The sequence below is a fragment of the Rhodococcus rhodochrous genome, from assembly GCF_014854695.1.
Lineage (GTDB): Bacteria > Actinomycetota > Actinomycetes > Mycobacteriales > Mycobacteriaceae > Rhodococcus.
This window is the reverse complement of record NZ_CP027558.1, coordinates 376163-399053: the sequence shown is the minus strand read 5'-3', so window position 1 is coordinate 399053 and position 22891 is coordinate 376163. Positions and strand designations below refer to the sequence as shown.

Annotated in this window: 23 protein-coding genes and 1 pseudogene; 11 read left to right on the top strand and 13 right to left on the bottom strand. The window is 64.9% G+C overall.

What is annotated here, in order from left to right; translation table 11 throughout:
• The first annotated feature begins 44 nt into the window (after nt 1-44).
• Genes nhaA through C6Y44_RS26640 form a run of 3 tightly spaced genes read left to right on the top strand, consistent with a single transcriptional unit; the run spans nt 45 to nt 3256 of the window.
• Nucleotides 45-1274 carry a Na+/H+ antiporter NhaA gene (gene nhaA / locus C6Y44_RS26650; protein ID WP_216850679.1) on the top strand — a complete coding sequence of 410 codons (1230 nt, stop codon included), beginning with the start codon at nt 45-47 and terminating at the stop codon, nt 1272-1274.
• Nucleotides 1271-2533, top strand: a complete 1263-nt coding sequence (locus C6Y44_RS26645) for a glycosyltransferase family 87 protein (protein ID WP_159419377.1) — start codon at nt 1271-1273, stop codon at nt 2531-2533. Before nhaA ends, C6Y44_RS26645 begins: the two co-directional genes overlap by 4 nt.
• A gap of 9 nt (nt 2534-2542) precedes the next feature.
• Nucleotides 2543-3256, top strand: a complete 714-nt coding sequence (locus C6Y44_RS26640) for a universal stress protein (protein ID WP_159419378.1) — start codon at nt 2543-2545, stop codon at nt 3254-3256.
• A gap of 121 nt (nt 3257-3377) precedes the next feature.
• On the opposite strand, the gene C6Y44_RS26635 is transcribed toward C6Y44_RS26640, so the two are convergent.
• A complete protein-coding gene (locus tag C6Y44_RS26635; protein ID WP_159419379.1) occupies nt 3378-3956 on the bottom strand; it encodes an Rv1733c family protein in 579 nt (192 codons plus the stop codon).
• Between the two features lie 229 nt (nt 3957-4185).
• On the opposite strand from C6Y44_RS26635, the gene C6Y44_RS26630 reads away from it, so the two are divergent.
• Nucleotides 4186-5487 (top strand): hemolysin family protein, encoded by a 1302-nt coding sequence (locus tag C6Y44_RS26630; protein WP_159419380.1) that lies wholly within the window; start codon nt 4186-4188, stop codon nt 5485-5487.
• Between the two features lie 348 nt (nt 5488-5835).
• On the opposite strand, the pseudogene C6Y44_RS26625 reads toward C6Y44_RS26630, so the two are convergent.
• From C6Y44_RS26625 to C6Y44_RS28360, 3 genes and pseudogenes are all read right to left on the bottom strand, one after another.
• A pseudogene (locus C6Y44_RS26625) lies at nt 5836-6036 on the bottom strand (DUF4383 domain-containing protein); the annotation flags it as partial.
• Between the two features lie 8 nt (nt 6037-6044).
• Nucleotides 6045-6476, bottom strand: a complete 432-nt coding sequence (locus C6Y44_RS28365) for a DUF2254 domain-containing protein (RefSeq protein WP_263869927.1) — start codon at nt 6474-6476, stop codon at nt 6045-6047.
• Nucleotides 6477-6489: 13 nt separating this feature from the next.
• The gene (locus tag C6Y44_RS28360; RefSeq protein ID WP_254072962.1) at nt 6490-6732 is read right to left on the bottom strand and encodes a DUF2254 family protein; all 243 of its coding nucleotides are present in this window, start codon (nt 6730-6732) and stop codon (nt 6490-6492) included.
• Between C6Y44_RS28360 and C6Y44_RS28275 the strand changes: the two genes are divergently transcribed.
• Nucleotides 6731-6868, top strand: coding sequence for a hypothetical protein (locus C6Y44_RS28275; protein WP_225623896.1), 138 nt, complete (start codon nt 6731-6733; stop codon nt 6866-6868). The two genes, C6Y44_RS28360 and C6Y44_RS28275, sit on opposite strands and share 2 nt — an antisense overlap.
• A gap of 122 nt (nt 6869-6990) precedes the next feature.
• Complete coding sequence (locus C6Y44_RS26615; RefSeq protein WP_192379117.1) at nt 6991-7332, top strand: hypothetical protein; 342 nt, start codon at nt 6991-6993, stop codon at nt 7330-7332.
• A 688-nt stretch (nt 7333-8020) separates the two neighbouring features.
• Here C6Y44_RS26615 and C6Y44_RS28270 read toward each other — a convergent pair.
• On the bottom strand, nt 8021-8323 hold the full coding sequence (locus tag C6Y44_RS28270) for a hypothetical protein (RefSeq protein WP_225623872.1): 303 nt from the start codon (nt 8321-8323) through the stop codon (nt 8021-8023).
• A 771-nt stretch (nt 8324-9094) separates the two neighbouring features.
• Here C6Y44_RS28270 and C6Y44_RS26605 point away from each other — a divergent pair.
• The gene (locus tag C6Y44_RS26605) at nt 9095-11608 is read left to right on the top strand and encodes a helix-turn-helix transcriptional regulator (protein ID WP_192378975.1); all 2514 of its coding nucleotides are present in this window, start codon (nt 9095-9097) and stop codon (nt 11606-11608) included.
• 595 nt (nt 11609-12203) lie between these two features.
• Here the strand turns inward: C6Y44_RS26605 and C6Y44_RS28260 are convergent.
• The 4 genes from C6Y44_RS28260 to C6Y44_RS26595 form a co-directional block, all read right to left on the bottom strand.
• Nucleotides 12204-12512: a hypothetical protein gene (locus tag C6Y44_RS28260; protein ID WP_225623871.1), complete on the bottom strand. Its 309-nt coding sequence runs from the start codon at nt 12510-12512 to the stop codon at nt 12204-12206.
• On the bottom strand, nt 12461-13342 hold the full coding sequence (locus tag C6Y44_RS26600; RefSeq protein ID WP_263869925.1) for a plasmid pRiA4b ORF-3 family protein: 882 nt from the start codon (nt 13340-13342) through the stop codon (nt 12461-12463). Before C6Y44_RS26600 ends, C6Y44_RS28260 begins: the two co-directional genes overlap by 52 nt.
• Nucleotides 13339-13830, bottom strand: coding sequence for a plasmid pRiA4b ORF-3 family protein (locus C6Y44_RS28355; protein WP_263869924.1), 492 nt, complete (start codon nt 13828-13830; stop codon nt 13339-13341). Before C6Y44_RS28355 ends, C6Y44_RS26600 begins: the two co-directional genes overlap by 4 nt.
• A 140-nt stretch (nt 13831-13970) precedes the next feature.
• The gene (locus C6Y44_RS26595) at nt 13971-14588 is read right to left on the bottom strand and encodes a LysE family translocator (protein ID WP_192378974.1); all 618 of its coding nucleotides are present in this window, start codon (nt 14586-14588) and stop codon (nt 13971-13973) included.
• A gap of 415 nt (nt 14589-15003) precedes the next feature.
• On the opposite strand from C6Y44_RS26595, the gene C6Y44_RS26590 reads away from it, so the two are divergent.
• A complete protein-coding gene (locus C6Y44_RS26590; protein WP_192378973.1) occupies nt 15004-15441 on the top strand; it encodes a hypothetical protein in 438 nt (145 codons plus the stop codon).
• 724 nt (nt 15442-16165) lie between these two features.
• On the opposite strand, the gene C6Y44_RS26585 is transcribed toward C6Y44_RS26590, so the two are convergent.
• On the bottom strand, nt 16166-16432 hold the full coding sequence (locus C6Y44_RS26585; protein WP_192378972.1) for a plasmid mobilization protein: 267 nt from the start codon (nt 16430-16432) through the stop codon (nt 16166-16168).
• Nucleotides 16433-16738: 306 nt separating this feature from the next.
• Between C6Y44_RS26585 and C6Y44_RS26580 the strand changes: the two genes are divergently transcribed.
• The 3 genes from C6Y44_RS26580 to C6Y44_RS26570 all read left to right on the top strand — a co-directional run bounded on the left by C6Y44_RS26580 (nt 16739) and on the right by C6Y44_RS26570 (nt 18896).
• A complete protein-coding gene (locus tag C6Y44_RS26580) occupies nt 16739-17611 on the top strand; it encodes a cutinase family protein (protein WP_192378971.1) in 873 nt (290 codons plus the stop codon).
• Nucleotides 17611-17952, top strand: coding sequence for a hypothetical protein (locus tag C6Y44_RS26575; protein ID WP_192378970.1), 342 nt, complete (start codon nt 17611-17613; stop codon nt 17950-17952). Before C6Y44_RS26580 ends, C6Y44_RS26575 begins: the two co-directional genes overlap by 1 nt.
• A 263-nt stretch (nt 17953-18215) precedes the next feature.
• Complete coding sequence (locus tag C6Y44_RS26570; RefSeq protein ID WP_225623870.1) at nt 18216-18896, top strand: hypothetical protein; 681 nt, start codon at nt 18216-18218, stop codon at nt 18894-18896.
• A gap of 322 nt (nt 18897-19218) precedes the next feature.
• Here the strand turns inward: C6Y44_RS26570 and C6Y44_RS26565 are convergent, their stop codons facing one another.
• The 3 genes from C6Y44_RS26565 to C6Y44_RS26555 all read right to left on the bottom strand — a co-directional run bounded on the left by C6Y44_RS26565 (nt 19219) and on the right by C6Y44_RS26555 (nt 22805).
• Nucleotides 19219-20064: a hypothetical protein gene (locus tag C6Y44_RS26565; protein WP_192378969.1), complete on the bottom strand. Its 846-nt coding sequence runs from the start codon at nt 20062-20064 to the stop codon at nt 19219-19221.
• A complete protein-coding gene (locus C6Y44_RS26560; protein WP_192378968.1) occupies nt 20049-21155 on the bottom strand; it encodes a hypothetical protein in 1107 nt (368 codons plus the stop codon). Before C6Y44_RS26560 ends, C6Y44_RS26565 begins: the two co-directional genes overlap by 16 nt.
• Nucleotides 21156-21389: 234 nt before the next feature.
• On the bottom strand, nt 21390-22805 hold the full coding sequence (locus tag C6Y44_RS26555; protein WP_192378967.1) for a radical SAM/SPASM domain-containing protein: 1416 nt from the start codon (nt 22803-22805) through the stop codon (nt 21390-21392).
• Nucleotides 22806-22891: the final 86 nt, after the last annotated feature.

The following is a 22891-nucleotide window of genomic DNA, read 5'->3' as shown; positions in this document are numbered from 1 at the left end:
GTCGACCGTTTCTGTCCCGCGGATCCTGGGAGGAATCCCGCCGGGTGGCGGAGATCCTCCGCAAGGAAACCGTCGGGGGCGTGCTGCTGCTGATCGGCGCGCTGGCAGCGTTGATCTGGGCAAACACCACGTGGTCGGATTCCTACCACACGTTGCGGGAGACCACCGTCGGCCCGGCTGCGTTGCACCTGGATCTGTCCCTCGGGGCCTGGGCGGCCGACGGGCTGCTGGCGGTGTTCTTCTTCGTCGTCGGCGTCGAACTCAAACGCGAATTCGTCGAAGGCAGCCTGCGGGATCTGCGGCGCGCCGCGATGCCGGTGACCGCCGCCCTCGGCGGAATGGCCGTGCCCGCACTGATCTTCGTGACGGTCAATCTCCGCGGCGGAGCCGAAGCGTTGAACGGCTGGGCGGTGCCCACCGCCACCGATATCGCGTTCGCGGTGGCGATCCTCGCCGTGATCGGCAGTCATCTGCCGTCGGCCTTACGTACCTTTCTGCTCACCCTCGCCGTGGTCGACGATCTGCTCGCGGTGACTGTGATCGCCGTGTTCTACACCGACGAGCTGAACCTGCTGTATCTGGGTGCTGCGTTGGTTCCCCTGCTGGCCTTCGGTATCACGCTGCGACGCGGGGGCGGCAGGTGGTGGTTGCTGGTGCCCTTGGCCGGCCTGACGTGGTGGCTGGTGCACGAATCCGGTGTGCACGCCACCATCGCCGGGGTACTGCTCGGGTTCGCGGTTCCCGTCACCCGCCGGGTCGGAGACAGCTCGGTCGCGGTCGCCGAGCACATCGAACACCGCATCCGGCCTCTGTCCGCGGGGTTCGCGGTGCCGGTGTTCGCGTTCTTCGCCGCCGGCGTCACCGTCGGGGGACTCAGCGGATTGTCCGATGCGCTCACCGATCCCATCTCCCTCGGGGTGATTGCCGGTCTGGTGCTCGGCAAGGTCGCCGGGATCTTCGGGGTCAGCTATCTGGTGGCCCGGTTCACCCGTGCTCGTCTGGACGACGAGCTGCGGTGGGTGGACGTGCTCGGGGTGTCGCTGCTCGGTGGTATCGGATTCACGGTGTCGCTGCTGATCGGGGATCTCGCCTACGGGGCGGGCACTGTCGCGGCCGACCACGTCAAGGTCGCGGTGCTGTGTGGCTCGCTGCTCAGCGCGGTTCTCGCCTCGATCGTGCTCACCTCCCGCAACCGCACCTACCGGAGAATCCGCGCGGCCGAACTCGAAGATGAGGACGGCGACGGGATCCCCGACGTCTACCAGCAGCGATGACCGATCTTCCCGTCTCCGGTTCGCCCCGTACCCGGTGGTGGGCCCAGGCCACCGCCCGCTCGCCCCAGGCCCTGTTGCAGTGTGTGTTCTGGCCGGTCGCAGTGATGCTGGTGGTGCACCGCACCGTGATCCTGGCGGTCGACGGGCACCGTACCGACGACTTCACCGGGGTGTATCGGGCCGCGGTCGCGTTCTGGAATCGCCAGCCGGTCTACACCGCCGCCTATCACCACGTCGACCCGCACTATCTCTACCCACCCTCGGGCTCACTTCTGATCGCCCCGTTCGCGGTGTTCGAGCACGAACTGTCGCGATGGGTGTTCATCGGCGCCAACGCCCTCGCGGTGCTGCTCGCGGTGTATCTAGTGGTTCGGATGTTCGGCCATACCGCTGCGTCGGCAGCGCTGCCGATCGCGGTAACGGTGGCGTTCGTGTCCGAATCGGTGGTCAACACCTTGGTATTCACCAACATCAACGGCGTAATCCTGCTCGGACAAGTGGCCTTTTTGACGCTGCTGCTCGCCCGACGCGACCTGTGGGCGGGAGCGGCGATCGGGCTGACCTTTGCGATCAAACCGATCCTGGCGCCCCTGCTGCTTCTGCCTGTCCTGCGCCGACAACTGAAAGTGTTCATTACGGCAGCCGGAGTCCCCATCGCGCTGACCGCGCTGGCGTGGCCGTGGGCGGCCGATCCGTGGCAGTTCGTCGAACGCACCGTGCCGTATCTGCTGCAGTCCCGCGACTATTTCAACAGCTCGATTACCGGCAACGGCACCTACTACGGGCTGCCCGAACCACTGATCCTGATCCTGCGGATCGGCTTCGCACTGCTCACCGCGACGACGATCTATCTGCTCTACCGCTATCACCGCCACGACGAAGTATTCTTCGTCGTCACCAGCGCCGGTGTGTTGATGACCGCATCCTTCCTGCTGGGCTCGCTCGGACAGATGTATTACTCCATGCTGCTGTTTCCCCTGCTGATGAGCGTGGTGCTACCGCAATCGGTGATGCGCAACTGGCCGGCCTGGCTGGCCGTCTACGGCTTCCTCAGCGCCGACCAGTGGTATTCCGGACGCTGGATCGAAGCCGGTCGTTACATCGAATACATGCGCCCGACCTGGGGATGGTCACTGCTGCTGGTCGTGATCTTCGCGGTACTGCTCGACCGTCGAATACGGCCGCCCCGTCCACCCGCCGAGCAGGACGGCAGGAACACCGACCACCGCCCCGCATCCTCTGTGCCGCATCGTCTTTGAGGAGACAACGTGAACTGGACCGTCTTTGTCGTCTTCCTGATCGTCTGGGTGCTGTCCGGGTTGGTTACCGGATTGTGGATGGCCCGCCGTGGCCACGACCCCCGCTGGACCGTCATCGCCGTGATCCTCGGGCCGCTGTTCGTCCCGATTGCTCTCGAACGCATCGAACGCACCCCCCGCTCGGTGGAAACAGCACCGATTGCCCGGTGGGGCGCCGGTGACGCCGAGCCCGGCGGTCTTCGGGTGATGGTCGGCTACGACGGCTCGACGGAAGCCGAGCACGCCTTGCGCGCGGCGCTGCAACTGTTCGGCCCGGCCGCAGCCGTGTTCGAACTCGTCGCGGTGATCTCCTACGACGACGGCACCGATCCCGATTCGGCCGCACTCGAGCGAACCAAACGCACCCTGGCCGACGCCGCTACCAGGGCAGGGGACCTCCCGGTCGGTTACGCCGTGCTCGCCGGCCCGCCCGGACCATGCCTGCGCTGGTTCGCCCAGGACCAGCACGCCGACACCGTGGTGGTCGGCAAGCGTGGGCGCGGGATGTCCAACCGGATGCTCGGCAGTGTCGCCGAATATCTCATCGCCCACTGCCCCGTCCCCGTCCTCGTGGTCGACCCCACACGCACCACCGCGAGCCCGTCCGTCCCCTCCGCTGCGCCGGTGGCAGTGCGAGTCTCCGCCGAGGAAATCTCCGACAGCGACGGACACCGCACCACCTGACCCTTCGGACCTGACTCGAAACGCCGTCCGAACCGACCCCGCACCCTGTGCGGGGTCGCTCCAGAGCACCGCACGGGTGAACCGGCCCACTTCCTGGTGCGGCGGAATCGGCGCATGCGCCTCAGGTGGGGGGACGACCCAGGGTCTGGTCGAAGCTTTCCCATTCCCGGTCCCAGGCCCGCATCCGATGCCGCGCTGCGACTCGGCGGAGCACGTACACGGCGAGGCCGAGAATCCCCGCGGCTGCGAGCCACACCGTCACGACGGTGGCTATCGCGTCGAGGGCGACGATCGTGCCGGAGGGCGGCGCGCCGACGGGTCTGCCCTCGGTATCGACCCATACCGGGAGTGTGTCGCCGAGGCGGGCGCCGGGTGGGGTACGCACCTCTGCGAGGTGTTCACTGTCGTCGACGTGCCATCGTGCAGGTGCCACCTCGACTCCGGTGTCGTCCGGATAAGGATCGGCCGACAGGACGGCAGTTACCTGCCGCAGCTCGATCCGGGCACGATCGGCTTCGGCTCGGGTATGGGCGTAATCGGCGGTGCCGATCGCCGCGGCGACAGGGACCATCAGCACCGCACAGACGATCGCGAGGAACGCCGCGAGGTTCGTGGCACGGTCACGGCCGCGCATCAGTGGATTGGGGTTGCACGGCGAGGCACGCCACCATCGTGTTGCGAGAACGCGTAGATCATCCATCGTCGCTCCTGCACCGAGCCGTTCATGTGTCGGTCATGGATCCGGATGTATCGACGATCCTACGTTTTCTCCCGTGGCATCCACCGGTCCGACGATGCCGGGGGTACTCACCACCCGCTGGGTTTCCCTAGACTGGGAACCACCCGCAAGGAGCACGGAGTATGGATCCCGGCTCGAACCCCCGTCCCGGCAGTCGGAGACTTCGCCGAGCTGAGGCCGGCAGGTCGCCATGACCGCCGATACTGTCGTCAACCTGGCGTTGGTACTGGTCTTCGTACTCGTCGGCGGCCTGTTCGCCGCCACCGAAATCGCGTTGGTCTCCCTGCGCGAGAGCCAGATCCGCGAACTCGATCGACGCGGGGGACGTGGCCACCGCACCGCCGCCCTCGCGCGCGACCCCAACCGGTTCCTGTCCGCGGTGCAGATCGGGGTGACCGTCGCCGGATTCTTCTCTGCCGCCTACGGTGCCTCCACCCTCGCCCCCGATCTCGCTCCGACACTGCGCCGGTGGGGAGCGTCCGACAGCGTCGCCAACGCCACAGCATTGATCGGCACCACCTTGGTCATCGCCTATCTGTCACTGGTGCTCGGCGAGCTGGTACCCAAACGCATCGCCCTGCAACGCGCTACCGCGACGGCACTGGCCACTGCCCCGACCCTGGATCGCTTCGCCACCCTCATGCGCCCGGTGATCTGGCTACTGTCGGTCTCCACCGACGCCCTGGTACGCCTGCTCGGTGCCGATCCGTCCCGCACAAACGAAGAGATCACCCACGACGAACTCCGTGACATGTTGATCGAGCACGACGCACTACCCCCCGACGAGCGCACTGTGCTCACCGAAGTCTTCGACGCCGGAGCACGGTGCCTGACCGAGGTGATGCGGCCACGCACCGAAGTGGACTTCCTCGACGCCGACACCCCCATCCCGCAGGCGCGCACCCTCGCACTGCACACGGCGCACAGTCGATTTCCGGTCGTGGCCGGCACCGTCGACCATGTGGTCGGATTCGTACACCTGCGCGATCTGCTCCTCGCCAACCCCGAGACCGGCCCCGACCGAGTCGCCGCTCTGTGCCGTCCGATCCTGGCCCTGCCCGGTTCCAAACTGGCCCTGGCGGCTCTGACGGTCATGCGACGGGGCAATGCGCAAATCGCCGTGGTGGTCGACGAATACGGCGGTACTGCCGGGATCGTGACGATCGAGGACATCGTCGAAGAGATCGTCGGTGAGATCGGCGACGAATTCGACCCTCGCGACGACCCGGCGAGCATCGGAACCGGCCCGTACCGGACCGCCTCGGCAGTGGCCCACTCGGTTGACGCAGGCCTGCACATCGACGATTTCTCCCGCCTGACCGGTATCCGGTTACCGGACGGCCCTTACGACACCGTCGCCGGGTACGTCCTGCACCGTCTGCAACGACTCCCGCGCGCCGGTGAGAGCGTCGAGTGCGACGGGCACCGGCTCACCGTGGGCGAACTCGACGGTCATCGCATTACACGCCTGCACCTGACCCGCCGCCCATGACAGGGATTCGACGCCACCGTCACAGGCAGGATGTGCACTCGAGCTGGACCGTCGGTTGCGCCGTTCCCATCCTCGAGCCAGCCGTAGGTCAGGGAGCTGCCGCAGATCAGGCACAGCGCGCCATACGGGATCATCGACGTCACGACGAACAGCGCGTCGACTCATCGGCCGAATCGCAGAAACGCCGGAACTCGGCGCGGAGCGAGGACCTACATCCACGTTCGCCGCCGGGCCCGGCCGGAGCCGGAGGCGATCACGAGCGCCCGACCCGACTACGGGCAGCGACACCGGCCAGGACACGGAATTCTTGTCAACCCGGCGCCCTCGGGTGAGCAGGATTCCGAGCCCGATCATGCCCACTCCGAGGGTGACGTGCAGCCAATCGTCGACGCTGTTGAGTGGAATGAAGTTGACAGCGCCGTCCTTGTCGACCAACAGTCCGAACACCCACAGCGCCAGATAGACCAGGCCCCCGAGGAGCAGATAGATCCCGGCGGCCGAGGGGATGCGGGCGGCGGCGATCCCGGCGATGCCGATGAGCAGGAACATCACTCCGATCACCAGCGCTGCGGTCTGGACCGGCGTGGCGGTGAGCGAGTGACAGGTGGGGAGGGAAGGCGACGTAGCCATGATGTTCCCTTTTCATGGGCGGTGCAGAATGCGCGACCTACCCGAGAAGGGTTTCCGTCACCGCGGGTGCACAGAACCGTGGGTGCGGGGTTTACCGATGCGTGAGGGCCTCCTGCACCTCGGTGGCGCGATGCTCGAGATCTTGCCGGATCGCGGCGTCGTGATCGTGGATGTGTTGGCGTATCCGTGCGAGTTGATCGGCGATCGCGGTGCACTGCTCGTCGGTGACCGCTTTCCATGCGACCCAGACGCAGCATCGACAGCAGCGTCTCGAGTATCTCGGGGTCTCCGGCGCCGTAGATCCACGGCTGTGTGCACACCAGATCCAGTAGGTCGGCGAAGGTCGGACGGGCGATCACCACGCGGGCCCGGTCATCGGAGTCGCATACCGTATACGGCCCCCAGGCAGGCGGGCAGCAATTCGACGACCACTGCGGTGCACGCAACCAGTCCGTGCACCGCAGTGGTCGGATCGTTGATACCCGGGGACAGGGCCCGCACCACCACATCGGTGAGCTGACGCAGCCCGTAGCCGACGTCCTGGGCGGTGGTCCGTTCGCTGCCGGTGAGGCGGCCGCGGGGGTGCGCCGGTGGTGACCGCGCCGTTGCGCTCATGGCCGTCGCGGTCGGCGCCAGCGCACATGCCGACCACGAGCGGCGAAAAGCCACCGAGAACATCACCGAGCTCTCGGAGAATCTCCACGGCGACAAGCGTGGTGAAGCGCCGTATCCGCGCTCGACTTCAGGGTGAGGCATCACGCGATAACGAACAGCGGCTTCCAGGCACAGAGAGACCGGTGGCGCTCGCCGTGGCACACTGTCTTCACACGGGCGCAATGACCGTATTGCGCAGTTTCGACAGGCGAGGTCTCGATGACCCATCAGGTAAACGATTACTCCGGCGATGACGCCTGCCCGATTCCGCAGGTCGATCACCACTCCATCCCTCGACGGCAGACCGGTGCGCGGCGACATGCCCGTTCCCCGCAGAGAGCGACCAGCCCGACCGGGTTCGATCCGATCCCGCGTCGCCCCCGCAGGCAGATCGTCGCCGGACGCCGCAGGATCAACTGGTGGATCGTCGCCGGGGCGGTGGCGATACTGCTAGCTGCCGGACTGGTCGTGGCCGGGGCGATCTCCAGCCAGACACGTCCAGGCACAAGCTACGAATCGGTTTATCGCCCGCAGGATTCCCGGCAACCGGTGCCGCGCTAACAGACACCGTGCACACCGGTTCACCGGTCGCCGCGCCGGCCTGTCGGATACAGCGCACCGAAGGTGCGAAACGGCCGCAACGGTCACGGCATGGGCACTGCGGAAGGGTGGCCCCGTCGGCGCGGCGACGGACACAGCCGCACCGACGGGGGGTTCCGACGCGACAGGGGAACAGCGTCGGAACGCCTGCCGATGCGCGGGGGGCGGACATCGACACAGCTACGCCCGACGATGGTGCCGACGTCGGTCGGGGGGATGGCCGGTCGACACCGTGCGGGGCGCACGTCCGGGTGACACTTGCCCTCCCCTGCAAGGAATCACGCCGAACTCCAAAGAAGCTACCTTGGCAATGCAAAGAAACGCAATAGCATTCGCAAGTTCGAGTGGGATTGCCGAACCAATCCCCTTTCATCATCGGCGAAGACATCGCATCGATCCGACGATCGACTCGTATTGTGTTCACACTCTTCGCGCTTCGCGTCGCCGACGAAGGGTGGAGAAGATTCATCACTTCGATCCTATCGAGGCACCGGGTGCTGATCGCCCCCCAGCCACTCCGTTACCCTCGGTGCCTGTTACCTGAATTAACATTCTTGAGAACGCTTTTGACGTCTCGCTGTGCCATACCAGCGCGAAATGAGACCACTGTCGTGATCAAGCAGACCTGACGCCTCGACGCAGGACTTGCTCATCGGGCGGGCGAGCCCGCTGGCGCGTGACGCAGGGTGCACACCACGCCGGCGCGATCACTCGAGAGCCCGCACTCGTCGCGGCCCGGCCAGGTGCGCACCGAGGTGCAGCGCAGGTTCGAGGCGTTGCGGTCGATCGATGGCCCATGCTCGAGGTCACCGGTGGTGTGCAGCGTCCAGCGCGACACCACATGGCACAGTCGCTCGTACACGATTTCCGGTTGGCCCCGGCGAGGAAGTCGCTGATTGAAATCCCCGGCCACGACAGTCGGAATGCACGGATCGAATCGCGCTGCCAGCATCTCGAGCTGATCGCAGCAGTCCAGATGCTCGGACCATCGGGGTCGCATCGCAACGCCCGGTGCTCACATGCGCACTTGCCCATGGGATGCACACCGCCAGGACTCTCACCGGTCCGATCGGCGTCGATGTTTGGGCCACGACAACCCGGCCGGCGCCCGCGCCTGTGGACAGGGCGCTCACCTCGACGAGCGGACGGCCTGACCACAACAGAGTCTTACGCCGGTGCGGATGCGGCGTAGTGTCGTAGACCCAGTCCTCGCCCGCATCGACGAGGTGTCCCTCACGGGGAGCAGGTCGCGGTAACCTTCAATGACCACCAGCACATCCGCCCGCACCTCCCGCAGCCGACGCCGCACACGCACAGCACGCGTACCCGACCCCCCTCGCCCACGTCGTGTTCCAGGTCGCAACGGTCAGCTCGGCGAAATCCATCCTTGGCACCGTACGAGAGCCCACCCTGCAGCGCGCATCCGCTCCCCGCCCCCGACCGGTACAGGTCATCGTGGCCAGAGCCGACCTACACCGCGGCCTTAAGACCGCGTCTCGTCATGCGCGTGCCGCCGAGCGTCGGGGCCCCTTCGATCGCGTGGAGCCACCCGAGAACTCCGCGAGAGTTGCACCACTTTCCAACTGTTGCACCACCCGAGCTCCGACCCCCACGATAAAATGTGTATTGCTTTTTGTATCAGCGGGATGGGTCTGCGGGTTGTCGGGGTCTGCGTTCATCCACCGAATGGAAGCTGAGGTTCCCGACAGTGTTCGACAGCGACATGTCCCCTCGTGCTCGGTTGTTCGCAATATTGTCGGGCACGACGCGGCTGGTCGTCGTACAGGGCAACCGGTTCTCGGGAAAAACGGTCCTGGCGCGGTCGTGGCTGCTGAGCAAAGCAGATCCCGACGCACTCGTCGTACCCGTGACTGCTCCCGCCGGCACCAGTACCCCAGACGCGTACTGGACAGACGTCCTATCGGCGGTATACGCGCGAACCGGCGCCACACGAGCGGAAAGCGGACTCGCCTCGTTCGATGCACTGTCCGCCGTGCTCTCTGCACTGCAGCAACAGATCGTGTTGATCCTCGACGCTGTCGACCGCGTCCACCGGATCGAACCGTACGTCACCGCTCTGCTCGATCTCTGCCCCCACCTTCGGATCATCGCCACCACACGGACACCCGGAGATTGGCAGCAGGTGGTCGACGCGGGCGCCCACCGCACAATCCTCTCGGCGACCGAGCTTGTATGCGCCGCCGAGGAAACCATCGCGATTCTGGGCGCAGCAGCGGGGCCACAGACTCAGCGCACGGTGCAATGGATCACTCGTCGCACTACAGGACTACCCGCTCTGGTCGACGCCGTGCGCGAGAGCTTGCAACAGCACACTGCAGGCTCTCTCGGGATCGTCATCGACGACCTCGACGAACTTATCGATCATGCGATCGATCGAGCGGTGCTGCGCGCTCTCGACGATCCCGACGTCACACCACTGCGGCGATCGATCCTCGCATCCGCAGCCCTGACCGCACTCCCAGAAGAGCCGTCGAGCACCGACCACTCGGACTTCTCACTGCCAGATGTCTCCGACATTGTCGCCTTCACCCACACCATGATCGCCGCCGGCTTCCTCGACCCCAGCCCGCACAAAGGGCAGGACAGCGGCCCGCGGAGATGGTGCTATCCCGAACCGGTCCGTACCTCACTGCGACGCATCGCCGAGCACCACCATCCAACCGACCTGCACGCCACCGAGACCGCAACAATCGATGCCCTACTCCGCGCAGGGGATCCGCACACCGCACTGACCCACGCCATCGACGGCAGCCACTGGGAGCGTGCTCTCGACATCGTCGACGAACATTGGACAACGCTGTACACCGGCGGTTTCCTCGACACACTCGGCGCAGCACTGGTCGAACGCATTCCCACAGAGATCGCCGACACCCACCCCACGATCAAAGCCATCCGCCGACTACACCGGCAATTCTCCGCACCGCGCGATGTCCCCGTGGTCACCGCCGAACCCGACGTCGCGGTCGGTATCGGACCCGAACCTGCCGAAGTCGTCATGCGAGCAATGATGCTGCGGATCGACGGCCAGTTCCTCGAGGCCGCCAAGGTCTGCGATGCCGCTTCCGACCACCCGCTGGCGGTCTTCGACGAACTCGACGAGCACATCCGCCACGCCTACGCCTTCTACTACCTTCACGTCGGCATCACCTATCTGCTCGTCGACCGAACCGACGATGCGACCGCGATGTTCCGACGAGCGCATGTCGCCGGAGCAGGGACGTTCGTCGAACGCGACGCCGCCGGAAAACTCGCGCTCACCTGCGCGCTGGAAGGCACTTTGGTCGATGCTCACGCATGGATCGACGAGGAACTACGCCACCCACCCCTACCAGGCGACAGCGAAAAGCTCGTCCGCACCGCCGGCTGTGTAGCCGCCGCGCTCGTCGCACTCGACGAACTCGAACCCGACACCGCGCTCGACATCCTCACCGAACTCGGCACCCCTGCCGACAACGAAGAGTTCTGGGCTCACGTCCTCTACACCCGCGGACACCATGCACTGCTCACCGGTATGCCGACCGACGGCCTGCGGTTCATCGAGTCCCACCTACAGCGCTACTCGACACTGCGCACCGACGGCTTTTCCGCAACCCTGATCGACGCAGTGCTGGCGGATCTGCACCTCGCGTGCGGCGATTTCGATCGAGCCGAAGACCTGATCGCAACGTCCACCCACCCCTCGACAGTGCCGGTGCGTGCGCGGGCGCGGTTGCTCGCTGCGGATCCGGCCGGCGCCCAGCAGATCGTCGACCAGTACTTCGCCACCTCGGCCGGTCCCGTCCGCACCTCGATGGAACTGGCCGTGCTCGGTGCCGCCACAGCCGCTGCCCTCGACGACGTCGACGACGCTCGCGGGCACCTCGAACGGGCCGTCACCTTGTCACGGCACTCCGGGATGCTGCGCCCGTTCGTACTGCTGCCGCCGGCAATGCAGACCGCACTGGCAGACCTCAGCGTCGAACTACCCCTCGACCTGAGCCACACCGCCACACGCTTTCCCACTTTCCCGGTCTACCGACCGCTGCTGACACTGACCGCACGCGAGCGCGCCGTGCTCGACGCCCTGCTCTCCGGACGAACAGTCACTGCCATCGCCGCATCGCAGTTCGTCAGCGTCAACACCGTCAAAACCCAACTGCGTTCTCTGTACCGCAAACTCGGCGTCCACAATCGCAAGGACGCCGTCACTGCCGCCCGGCACCTGCAGCTCGACTAGAACACCGGCCCGAGTCATCATCGCGAAGGCACGATCGGCGTCCACGGCGAAACGTTCCGTGAGCATGCTCTTGGCTTGATCCCACTCGATCTGAATCTGCCCCGGCCTCGACGTGCTCGCTGAGATCAAGTCCAATCCGGAGCTGTCCGCCATCCCCATGGTGGTGTTGACCTCCTCCGTAGCCGAAGAACACCTGATACGCAGTTACCGATTGCACGCCATTGGTGGTTGTCGAACCGGGCACCGTAAGCGGAAAAATTCCCGCCTTCGAAGAAGACCGGGACCTTCATGAGTGAACCCTGGTCCTGTTTGAGGTAGTGGACGAGTCACCGCATCCTCCGGGTTGAAGGTGTCTCGGGGACCTCCGCGCCGAGGAACTTGACCATGAGCTTGCCGCTCTACACCGAACAAGCCGCGATCATCTGTCGCACACAGAAAAATCATGCCACCGACGTCGCTATCCGGTAACGGTGGACCTGTCCACCGGGCACGCTCGCGCGCTCGACCGTGTCGGGGAGATCGCCGGAACCCGACCGGTTCTCGAAACCGTCGACATCACCGACGAGACGGAACTGGATGCGGTCTTCCGCTATGCCTACCCGATACCGGACCGCGTGTCGTGGTCGGGGGTCACAGGGGTGATGACTGCGTGGGCGGTGGCGGCCACGGCGGGGTGCCGGCCGGTGGGCCGGCCGCCGCGGGTGGAACCGGCGAGGATGTCGAACACCTCGAGGGTGGGATTGCCGACCGCAGCGAGAGTCAGAGAACTCCTGCCCTGGCTGCGCCAGCCCAGTGCCTGCAACAGGGCGGCGATCTCGGTGCTCCAGTGCTCGGCAGGCGCCCCGCCGGCGATCACCGCAGCGGTGACCCAGCCGGCCTGCCGGTCGAAGTCAGTCCTGCCCACCGGCAGCCGGGGATCAGGCGCCGCCACAAGGCCAGCGGCCGGTCACGGTATCGGCGGGCAACCGCGGTCGGGGCCAGATGTCCTTTCCGCACACTGATCAGGCCGAGGGTGCGCGCGCTGGCCCGCAACCGGGCCACCGGGACGGTCAGATCCTCACGATTCGCCGCGCCGATCCACCATTCGGTCACGCCGGTCCGGGCGGCGAGATCCTCGACCAGCGCCGGGGGCAGATAGCCGGCGGCGGTCAACTTCACCCCGTCGCCGATCGCTTCGAGCAGCAGCAGGTACGGCTCGAGCAGCCGCGCGGCTGCCGACTCGCCGACCTCGACCACCGGATGGGTGCTCGCCTGTTCCAGCAGGTGGGTCAGCGCCGGGTCACCGTGGAGTTCGAGTCGGGTGCGCAGGGCAGCGAGCTCGGCGGGTACCGCAACCGGGCCGGTCATCGCCGCGGCGATCGCGGCGGTGGCCTCGGCCGGATCGAATCGGTCGGGATGCCAGTCGAGTGGCAGCCAGTCGTGGGCCTCGTCGGCGGTGTCGAACGGCGCCGGGACCGCCGCCGGATCGCAGCCGCCGCGCACCCAGGCCGCCAGGTCCGCATAGCCCCAGATGCCGCCGCAGTCCTCCGGTGGGCAGGCATTGCGGCCGGTGATACACCGCACCGCGGTGGGGGGTTCGTCGAGGACCGCTTCGACCTGCACCACGTGAGCCCAGCCGTCACCGAAGTCGTAGTCGTACCAGAGGCGATCACCGGGCTCGGTGAGCAGCTGATCGAGTCGCACGGTGTCCTCGAGCATCCCGTCGTCGCCTTCCTCGACGTCGAAGGCGGTCACGAAGTACGGGGCCGGGGATCACTGCCGGTGCGGAAACGATGCAGATGACAGTCGAGCCGGCCCATCGCAGCCTGGAGCACCGTGTGCAGCCGGTCGAGGGTCAGATCCCCGGGCAGCTCGAACCGCCGCCACACCGGCGGCCGGGCACCGATCAAGTCGAGCCGGACCCGGAAACCGCGGACCCGGTTCGGGATCGCCCCGACGACCGGGTCCGGGGTGCGCAGCAACTCGTCGAGCCAGTCCCGGGCACCATCGGCGCGTAACGCATCGACCACCGCCCGCTGCTGCTCGGCGCTCAACGCGGCGATCAGCTCGTCGGCCCGCCGACGGGCATCATCCGAAGCCATCACGATCACCAATGAACCACCGCCGGGCACACCTTCTTCCCCCGACCCGAGCGCCCCGACAGACACCCGGCAATCGCCGTGCCGGGCGCCGGTACCCGGCACCGCCACGGCGGCGCGGCCCTGCCGATCCAGGGGATTCACCCTTTTGTCCAGCACGCCCATCAGATCTTCGAGCAGTGCCTCAGCACGCGCTTCGATGTCATCGACAAGATCGGTGGGATCCGATCGATGCCTGCAGATCCGCTGCGCGGAAACTACCCGATTCGAGGTCGCCGACGGGCTCAGGTGAGCAGTTCTGTTATGCCTGACCAGAGAACGATCCCAGCGAGAACGACCAGCGCCGCGGAGGTGGCGAGGGCGAACGCGTGCGCGTGGGCCCGTAACCAGCGATCGACGACCGTGGTGGATGCGAACCATGCGACTGCACCGAACCACACGGCTTCGGAAACGATCAGCACGATCGCCACGGCGAATTTGTCCCATCCGGTGGCGTGCGGCGGTATCAGCGTTGCGAATACGGCCACAAAGAACACCACCGCTTTAGGGTTGGTGATGTTGGTCGCGAGACCGAGCGCAAACGACGCCGACGGGGACGGTGGCCGGGTACCGCCGGTTTCGGCGAGGGGTCGCGCCCGAAGCGTCTCCGCAGCCAGATACACCAACAGCACCACACCGATCAGCTGGACGGCGGCGAGCACCTTCGGGGACCCGACCGCCACAGCCAGCATCGCCACGCTCACCCAGAGCGCGATCCCCGCGGCGATTCCGAGGGCTGCGGCAATCCCATGACGGCGCGATCCCATGACCGACTGTCGCATCACCACAACAGCATCCGGCCCCGGTGAGACGATCCCGGCCAACCAAATACCCATCAGAGCCAGATAGCTACCGACGCTCACCGCGCCATCATGACATGTCCCGGAATCTGGGCATGCGACGCCCTGGAGTCCTGGGCCGCACCGACTCACCGTCGATCACATCCGCCTGGACAGGTGGCCCCTGCCAGCGATACACACGGGAGCCACACCCCTCGGCAAGACCATGTGCGGTATGGCCGGACACGACGAGTAGTCGTCCGGGAAGTCCGGCGTCGAACACGACGCGCCGGTGTCGGCAACCGGCCGCCGGACCGGTGTCGTGCGCACCCCCGCCGCGGTCGCTGCGGCGCCCGACTCACCTGCGATGAGACGGGTGGCACCACCCCGGGGGCATCAGGGTCGCTCGAGAGCAGCGGTGAATTTCACTCGCGCCGAGCCGAAGCAATGTCATCCGGCGCCAAACCCGTTCTGGTACGTGCCAATGTAACCTTCCCGCATGAAACCGACACATACCGCACAAAAGCCCGTGGAGCTCCGCGTCCTGGGTTCTCCCTGTCAACGGGTGTTCGAAGAACTGAAGAAGCAGTTTTCGGTCGAGAGCTACACCTTCGACCTGGGCAGCATTCAGGTGGGCAGCGATGCGGAATTCTCCCGAGTCGAAGCAAACGTAGCGTTCTGCCTACGGCGTCTTCAGCTTCTCTTCCATCTGGCCACCACCCCGGCGGTGACCACCAGCGATGCGCTGATCTCCCTGTGCAGCTTGTTGACCCGCGACCTCCAGGCGTTGGAGCCTCACTTCGGTGAGGGTCTCGATACCGTGGTGTCGAACTTGCATACCCATATCGACGACCTGATCGATGCCCTGATCACGCAGTCTCGTGAACTCGCGCCGTACCCCGAGGGGTATGAAGTCCTGGTCGTCGAATTGCAGTAGCTCATCCTCGGCCCCGACAATCCTTGTACGTCAGGAGGACCGACAGTGAGTTGTTCTTTCTGACTGCTGAGGGAATACAGCCGGGCTACGGCCTCGACCGTGTCCACGAAGTGGTGGCCGAATTCCGTGAAAGGAGATTCGGCCACCACTCGACAGGGCTTATCCGACGCTGATCAATTCTCTTTCTGCGACAGGAAGTACATAATTGCTGTGCGCAGAGTGGTCCCACCATATGTGCTTGTCGGATTTCGAATTGGTCAGTCTTCCACGTCGTGGTAGGTGGGAAGTGCTGGATAGGTCTCCCCCGGATCTCTGCTGCGCCTGGAATCCTGCTGCATCCGGCAGGTTCTGCGAGATCTGGGACCTGAGCATGTCCGAGGGGTGACGTCGCAGAGCGAGCATCTGCCAGGCTGTGGCCTTACCGAGAATTTCGTCGGCACGGCGAGTGTTCGCCGTCGCCCTCCCATTCGGGTTCGGGGCGAGGAGTGCCGTGCCGTCAGGGCTGGTACCTACGACCACTGCCGCAGAAGGTGCGGTAGTGAGGGCGGCCAGCGCCGTAAGGTGCCGCATCTTGGCGACAGTGCTGTGTCGTGTGCGGCCCTTACCCTGATAGCTGCTGACGCTCAAGCGTTCACATCCTTCTCGCCGGGGTTTGGAAGATTATCCCAATCCAGGACTCGATGGCAATAGATCACCACCACGACCTTCGGGAGATGAACCGACCCTACGAAAACGCGCGCAGATTCTCGAGGAGAGTGTTCGCCTTGTCCTGGCTCTGCTTTTCCTTCGCGCGAGCATCCGCGGCTTTCTGCGCAGCCGCCATCACCGCGCCGGCCCCTTCCTTCTCGATGATTACTCGGCACTGGTCGAGGACCAACGAGCGCACGAACCCGGAAAGGCTCAGCCCCGTGTAGTCGGCCACGGCTTGGATGACCTCACGGTCGGCATCCGAAGCGCGGAAGCAGATGGTGTGGGGCGTCTTGGCTGCCACTGGCTCTCAGAGCTCCCCTGTCTGGAACGGCAATAGGTCTCTTCAGTATCACAGATGAACGAGCATACCGAAAGCGTACGTATTCTCGTATACGCGAATATCTGTATTGATGTTTGACGGTGTTACTGGTACTAGTTGTATCGCAGCCCGCCAACCTGGGCGGCGGGCACCGACCTGAAGGGCGAGACCATGGACCTGCAGTCCGAACAGGCCGAATCGTGGAATGTCGAAGCAGGGGCGTCACGAGATCCACTGCCGGCATCCGCGTGCAAGACCTCGACTTCGCGAAAGCCGAGGCGTCGAGGCATGAAGATCGTTCGAGGTGGGGCGTCGGCCGCGGTGGCGGCGCTGGCGCTGTCTCTGACCGGTGGGGCGTCGGTGGCGAACGCGGAGGACCTCAACTCGATTGTCTGTTCCGAGTACATGATTCTCGGCATTCCCGGCAGCCACCAGGGTGGGGCCAACACGCCGGATTCGGACGTGCCCGAGGACCGGTACGGCCCCGAGGTGTGGCAGGCAGTTTCCACACTGGTCGCCGAACTGAACGAGCGGGGTGTCTCGGCGGACAGTACTCCGCTGTACTATCCGGCGGCGCTCGACGAGAACGAGCTCATGGCGTGGGCACGCTACGACAAGTCCAAGTACAAGCCCTCAAAAGACCAGGGCTACGCCGCCGGATACTCGACTGTGAAGGAGTGGGTCGAGGTGTGTGGCAGCGACACCAAGATCGTGCTCATCGGCTACAGCCAGGGTGGTCACATCGCCGGTGATCTGGCACAGACGATCCTCCACGAGTCGAAACCGTTCGGGCAGGACAACCTCGGCGGTGTGCTGCTCTTCGGAGACCCGGCGTTCAACGGCGCCTCACCCAACACCCTCGGTCTCGATTACCGAACCCCCCTCGACGACGGTGAGCCCTACACCGCCTTGTCGCTGGAGAAAACCGCTGTGATGGAGGGCAGCCTCGGTCAACGCGCGGAGTTCGACGAAAACGCTCCGGTGCTCTCGGTGTGCCTCCACGGGGACCTGATCTGCGATCTCACTGCCGAATCCGCCGCGGCGGGCCCGACCACGCATCAGGCGTACACGGCGAAGTTCGCCGAGGCTTCCACGCCGATGTCGGCGGCCGAGTGGTCCGCCCTCGTCCTGCACGACATCATCGAGAACGGAGAGAAGTGATGCGACGAACAATGCGTGGTCTGGTGCTCGCCGGCGCCGCCTCGGCGACCGTGCTGACCGCCGGCTGCTCGACATCGCCGGAATTGACGGGCATGTGGCAGTCCACGGGACCGTCGCCGATGGTGTCCTTCTTCGAGGACGGCACCTGTTCGGGGCTGATGAGCGTCGACATCGGGGGGCCGATGTACTGCAGCCTCGGCGAGTCTTCCGACGGAGGGTACGTGCTGCGGATCCAGCAGGGGGAGAACTACGCCACCTACCTCCTTGAGCCCGACGGAAGTGATCACCTCGATGTCCTGAGCTCCAACGGCAGCCCGGCCTTCACCCTCGACCGACTGTGAAGTTCGTCCGAGGTCCCCGGTACATACCCACCGGGGACCTCGGCGTATCCGGTGCACGCCACGCGCTGGGCGGTCGCGCGGCGCCCGTGTGCCACATCCGACGACCTCGGGGATCGCGGCTCTGCCGATCCCCGCTGACGCTGCAACAGCGCACGGAGCCGGACACATCCGCAACGCGTGATCGGTGCCTCCGCGCCGGCAACGGGAGCAAGGCCTACACGGCAGTGGCAGATCCGGCATCCTTAACGCTCTACGATCCCCGTGTGCGATACGACAAAACGATGCGCGACACGCTCGCGGAGGCCTACACGCGGACCCGTGGACCTGTCGCGTACTTGGACGAGTCCTATCAGGCGCCCGATCCGGTGATCACCACCGCCAACACTTTCTACATCTTCACTGCCGTGGTGGTGCATCACGAAGACATGGACGAACTCCGCAAGGGACTCGAAGACATTGCCGGAGGCAGATACTGGCATACACGTGATGCTCTGGGCGCGACGAAAGGCCGTCAACAAACTGAGGATATGCTGGGGTTTCTGGCCGATGGTTCCGAAGCATGCGTCATCGCCCACCGTGTTCCGGTCGACGCAACCGACCACGATGCCGAACAGGCGCGTCGCGCCTGCTACCGGGGTATGGCCATGGAGCTGGCCCGCGGAGCGGAAGGGAAATGGGACCCCGTCGAGTTACTCGTCCTCGAACAGCGGAATCAGAAGAACTTCCGCAACAAGGACCGGAAGAACCACAGTGAACTGGTGGCAGAAGCGAAGATTCCCCGCCATACCCGGCAGATTCAGGTCTCTCCGAGCCTAGAGCGTCTGCTGTGGCTTCCCGATGTGGTCTCCATGGCATTTAGGCGCACGCTCACCCACCACGACAGAACCAGCACCCTGTTCGAGATCGTGAAGGATCAAGTGCATTTCGTGCAGCCGGTGGATTAGTCGGCGGTTGCGGGCCACAACACTGCAGATACCCACTCACGGGGTGAAGCAAGCTTCACGGCCGTGTCACCCACGTCAGAAGCTCATACGTTTGCCCCGGAAAAGCGAGCAGCCCCCGGCTGCCGTAGCTACACCGAGGGCCAGGCTGACTGTCGCGGAAAAACCGGGAGGGTCAGCTCCTTGCTCGCCCATAAGGTAACACACGATTCTGGTCGTGTCCAACGAAGCCGTACTCGACAAGGGACGAGTTCGTGGAGACACGCGACCACCAGCATCCGATCGGTCGGATTTCCCGTGACGACTCAGGCCGTGGCAGTGGCAGTCACCGTCGGGACGATGTGCGGAGCAGTCTCGCGCAGTCGCGCAAGACGATGTTGGCTCGCAAGAGGATTTCGTGCAGGAGTGCATTGTGCGAGTAATAGCGCTCTACCTGCTTCATCGAGTCCAGGAGCAGCCGACTGCGCGCGGCGATCACGTCGAGGACCGACATCCAGATTTGTTCGTCCACCGACGCCTGCGCTACAAGGGTGTGGGTGAGGGAATTCGGGGAAACCGTATGGGCGGCTGCATGCAGATCAGTGGTGAGTTGATACAGGACTCCGAGGGATACCGCGAAAGCGTGGACCTGCGAGGCGATCTCGGTGTCGACGAGCCGGAGTTCACGTAGTACTGCACCACAGACCCCGTTGGAGTGGGTGTGAAGAGCCCCGAGATAAGTGCGCGGCGTAGCATTACCGCCGCGCAAAGCCTCATGGTACTTCCGACAGTCGGCGAGCACGGTCACCAGTGCTGCCGACGACGGTGCGGCCGAGCGTGCCAGGGAGTAGGCGGCGGCGAAGAGTTCGTCGATGACGACGTCGTTGGTCGAGCGGCAGTCCTCCGCCAATCCTCGTGCCACGCGCAGTGCCGCCACGATGGCGTCTGCAGTCGACAGCAGGTCGGGGTCGCGGACGGTGGCAAGGGCTTGCACCCCGACCTCGGCGGCGGTGGCCCAGGTAAGGGATCGGCGTCCGAGCATGCGCGCCTTGCTGGCGGGGACGGCAGCGACGCCTGCCTCGGCGAGAAGGGCGATGCGTTGGTCGACCGATGCCGCATCGAAGACCGAGAGGTAGAGATCGATCGCTGCCTGGTTCGCGTTTTCGCTTGCCGGTATTACGAATTGCGCCATTGTGAACCTTTCAGGAGAGCAAGTGCCACCGCGCTGAGGCCAACGAGGGACAGTGCGACAGTGACGGCTGTCATCACCCAGCTTCCGAGTTGGCCGCTGTCATAGGACGGCTGGTTCAGGAAGCTCATGGCGACGGTTGCCGACCATCCGATCGAGACGATCAGCCAGATCACCCCCGCGATGAGATGGTGCCGTAAGAGCGCGGTGTCACCACCGTGGCGGCAGAAAGCGCGGGCGAGATACAGGCGCGGCTGCAACAGCCAGTTCGACGGGTCGAAGGTGGGGCGGGGATGACAGTCCCGCAGAAACCAGTACGCGTCGCTCTTGGCCCACGGATTGAGGGAGAACAGCAGGGAGGAGATGTAACCGACCGCGACCAGTGCGGCGAAGTCACTGGGAAGTATCCGCATCCCGCCGAGAAACCACACCACGACCACGAGCGCCGAATCGGCGGCCATTCCTGCGAGGTCGGCGTGGCGGCGCTGTGCAGGTGCCGCCTGGTCGAGAGCCGACAGATCGACGAAGCAGACGATCCGGGTGAGATAGATACCCAGGCCGGCGCGGAGGACCGGGTATCCGGCATGACGAGTCGCAGCAACGTGCGCTGCCTCGTGAAGCATCATCGCGAGGACCGAGAAAAGCACCGCGGCAATGATCTCGGCGATCGAGATTCGCATGAGCAAGCCGGCGACACCGCCGGTCATGTGCACATCGCGTAGTGCCCAGACGAAGACCATCAGCCCCGCCGCGATGGCAAGACCGGCGTGAACGGTGGTCCTGAACGGATAGAGAGCGCCCGCATGCCGGAGCAAGCGTAGGAGCGTCGTCGAGTAGGACCGCACATGGATGGCCAGCGGATGGCGTATCCGGCTGGATGCATCGCCGGATACGGCGCCGTCGCGGATCACGATGCCGAGGTCGAGAAGTCGGGCGAGTACGACCTCGTCGAGGTCGTCAGTGGCGAGCTCGGCCGTGGCATCGACAAGCGTACTGACGACGGCCAGTGCGGTGGGTCCGAGCCGATAGACCCGGCCGTCGACATAGATCAAGGGGGGCGCGACCAGCTCGACCTCGGGTGAGAGCGTATACATCGGATTCCTTCATCGTCGTGCGAACCGCGCAGGTGGGCGGTGGAGGTCGTCTCGGGCCCGAACACCGCCCACCTCGTCGATCAGCCGCCGAAGGAGAAGCAGCTGCACATTGTGGGCAGCCCCTTCATTTCTTCGCGCACCTCGATCTCCTCGATCAGATCGATGATGTCGTCGCGTGTGTTGTGGTCCATGTTCACCTCCTTTCCGAGTGCGTGTGCTTCGGGGGTCGTGGGGTCAGCAGCCTTCCGCTACCAGCGCTTCGGCCAGACCGGTGTTGTCACCGAGGTAGGCGCGTTGCACGGCCAGCGAGTATTTGGCATCGAAGCCTTCACAATTGCTCTGCAGTGGCTCTCCGTCGAGGTCGACATGGGCTGCGCAGCCACCGGCGCACACAAGAATGTAGGGGCATCGACGGCACATCGTCAGCTGGTCAGGTCTGCGGTCGGTCCATTTCGACCGCGAGGAGTTGTAGCGGATTTCACCGTCGCGGTAGACACCGATCGACAGCTCGACTTTCCCGACCGTTTCGTGACACGGATAGACTTCGCGATCGGGCCCGAAGTAGACGTTGCGCTGCACGGCGCCGCAATGGCGTGACGTCTTGGTCGGGAACCGTCGTTGCATCCAGGTGGCGAGGTCCTGGATGTCCGAGGGCGCAGGCACCTTTTTCAGAACAGGATGGGTCTCGATCGCGTCGAGCAGATGTGATTCGAGTTCGTCGTAGTCGAGTGCCACGTCGGCGACTGCATCGCGGGATTCGAAATCAGGGACGATCCGCGAATAGCGCAAGTCGAGACGGGGGTGATCGAGTGTTCCTTGTGCCTCGAGGAATTCCGCCAGCTTCACGAAGCCGTCGAGATTGCGGCGGTCGAGATTGCAGCGCAGGCTGATGGTGCAGCCCTTGTCCAATGCCCGCTGGATGTTGCGCCAAATCTTGTCGAAAGTCGGCGCGCCATTGACAGGTATACGCCGGGTGTTGTGGATCTCCGGTGGGCCGTCCAGTGAGATCTGCAGATGTTCGATCAGAGAGGGTCCCAGCAGGTCTTCGAACTTCTCCAGGAAGTATCCATTGGTGGTGGCCTCGAGTGAGTAGCCGAGGCGTTGACATCCACGCACGATGGTGTCGACGACCTCGCGCTGGCGAGGCAGCAAAGGCTCCCCACCGAAGAGCAGTACGCGTGATCGAGGGGCGCCAGGATCGACAGTGGCGGTCTCGTTCTCCATCACCTGCAGACCGGCTTCGGCGTCGGCGAGCGAAAGCATGCGGTTGGTAACGATGCGCTGTTCGGCGTTGCTCTGGAAACAATAGGAACAACTCAGGTTGCAACGGTAGGTCGTGATGAAACAGTAGTTCTTCGGTTCTCCGGCCGCGGCGTAGTAGTTCTCCAGGTCGTCTATACGTCCGGTGATCCATGCGTCTTCGTCAGCGGGCGCAAGATCTGTGAGATAGCCCTGCGCCAGCAAGCGGTTGCGCACATCGGCAGAGATGTCATCGAGGCGACCGGCATCCAGCGCCTCGACCACCGGACTCGAGGTGAACATCAACACGTTGCGTGGATGATTCATCAACAGATACCGATCACCGGCCAGATGGATCCACTTGGTGAAATGACTGACGCGGGGCAACTGTCGTTCGGCTACGCGTGCCATTGTCGATTCCTCGTCTCGGTGAGCCGGTCAGCTGTGTTGCGCTGATACTGGCATATCAAAATCACTAGAGCCCAATGGAAGTCGAA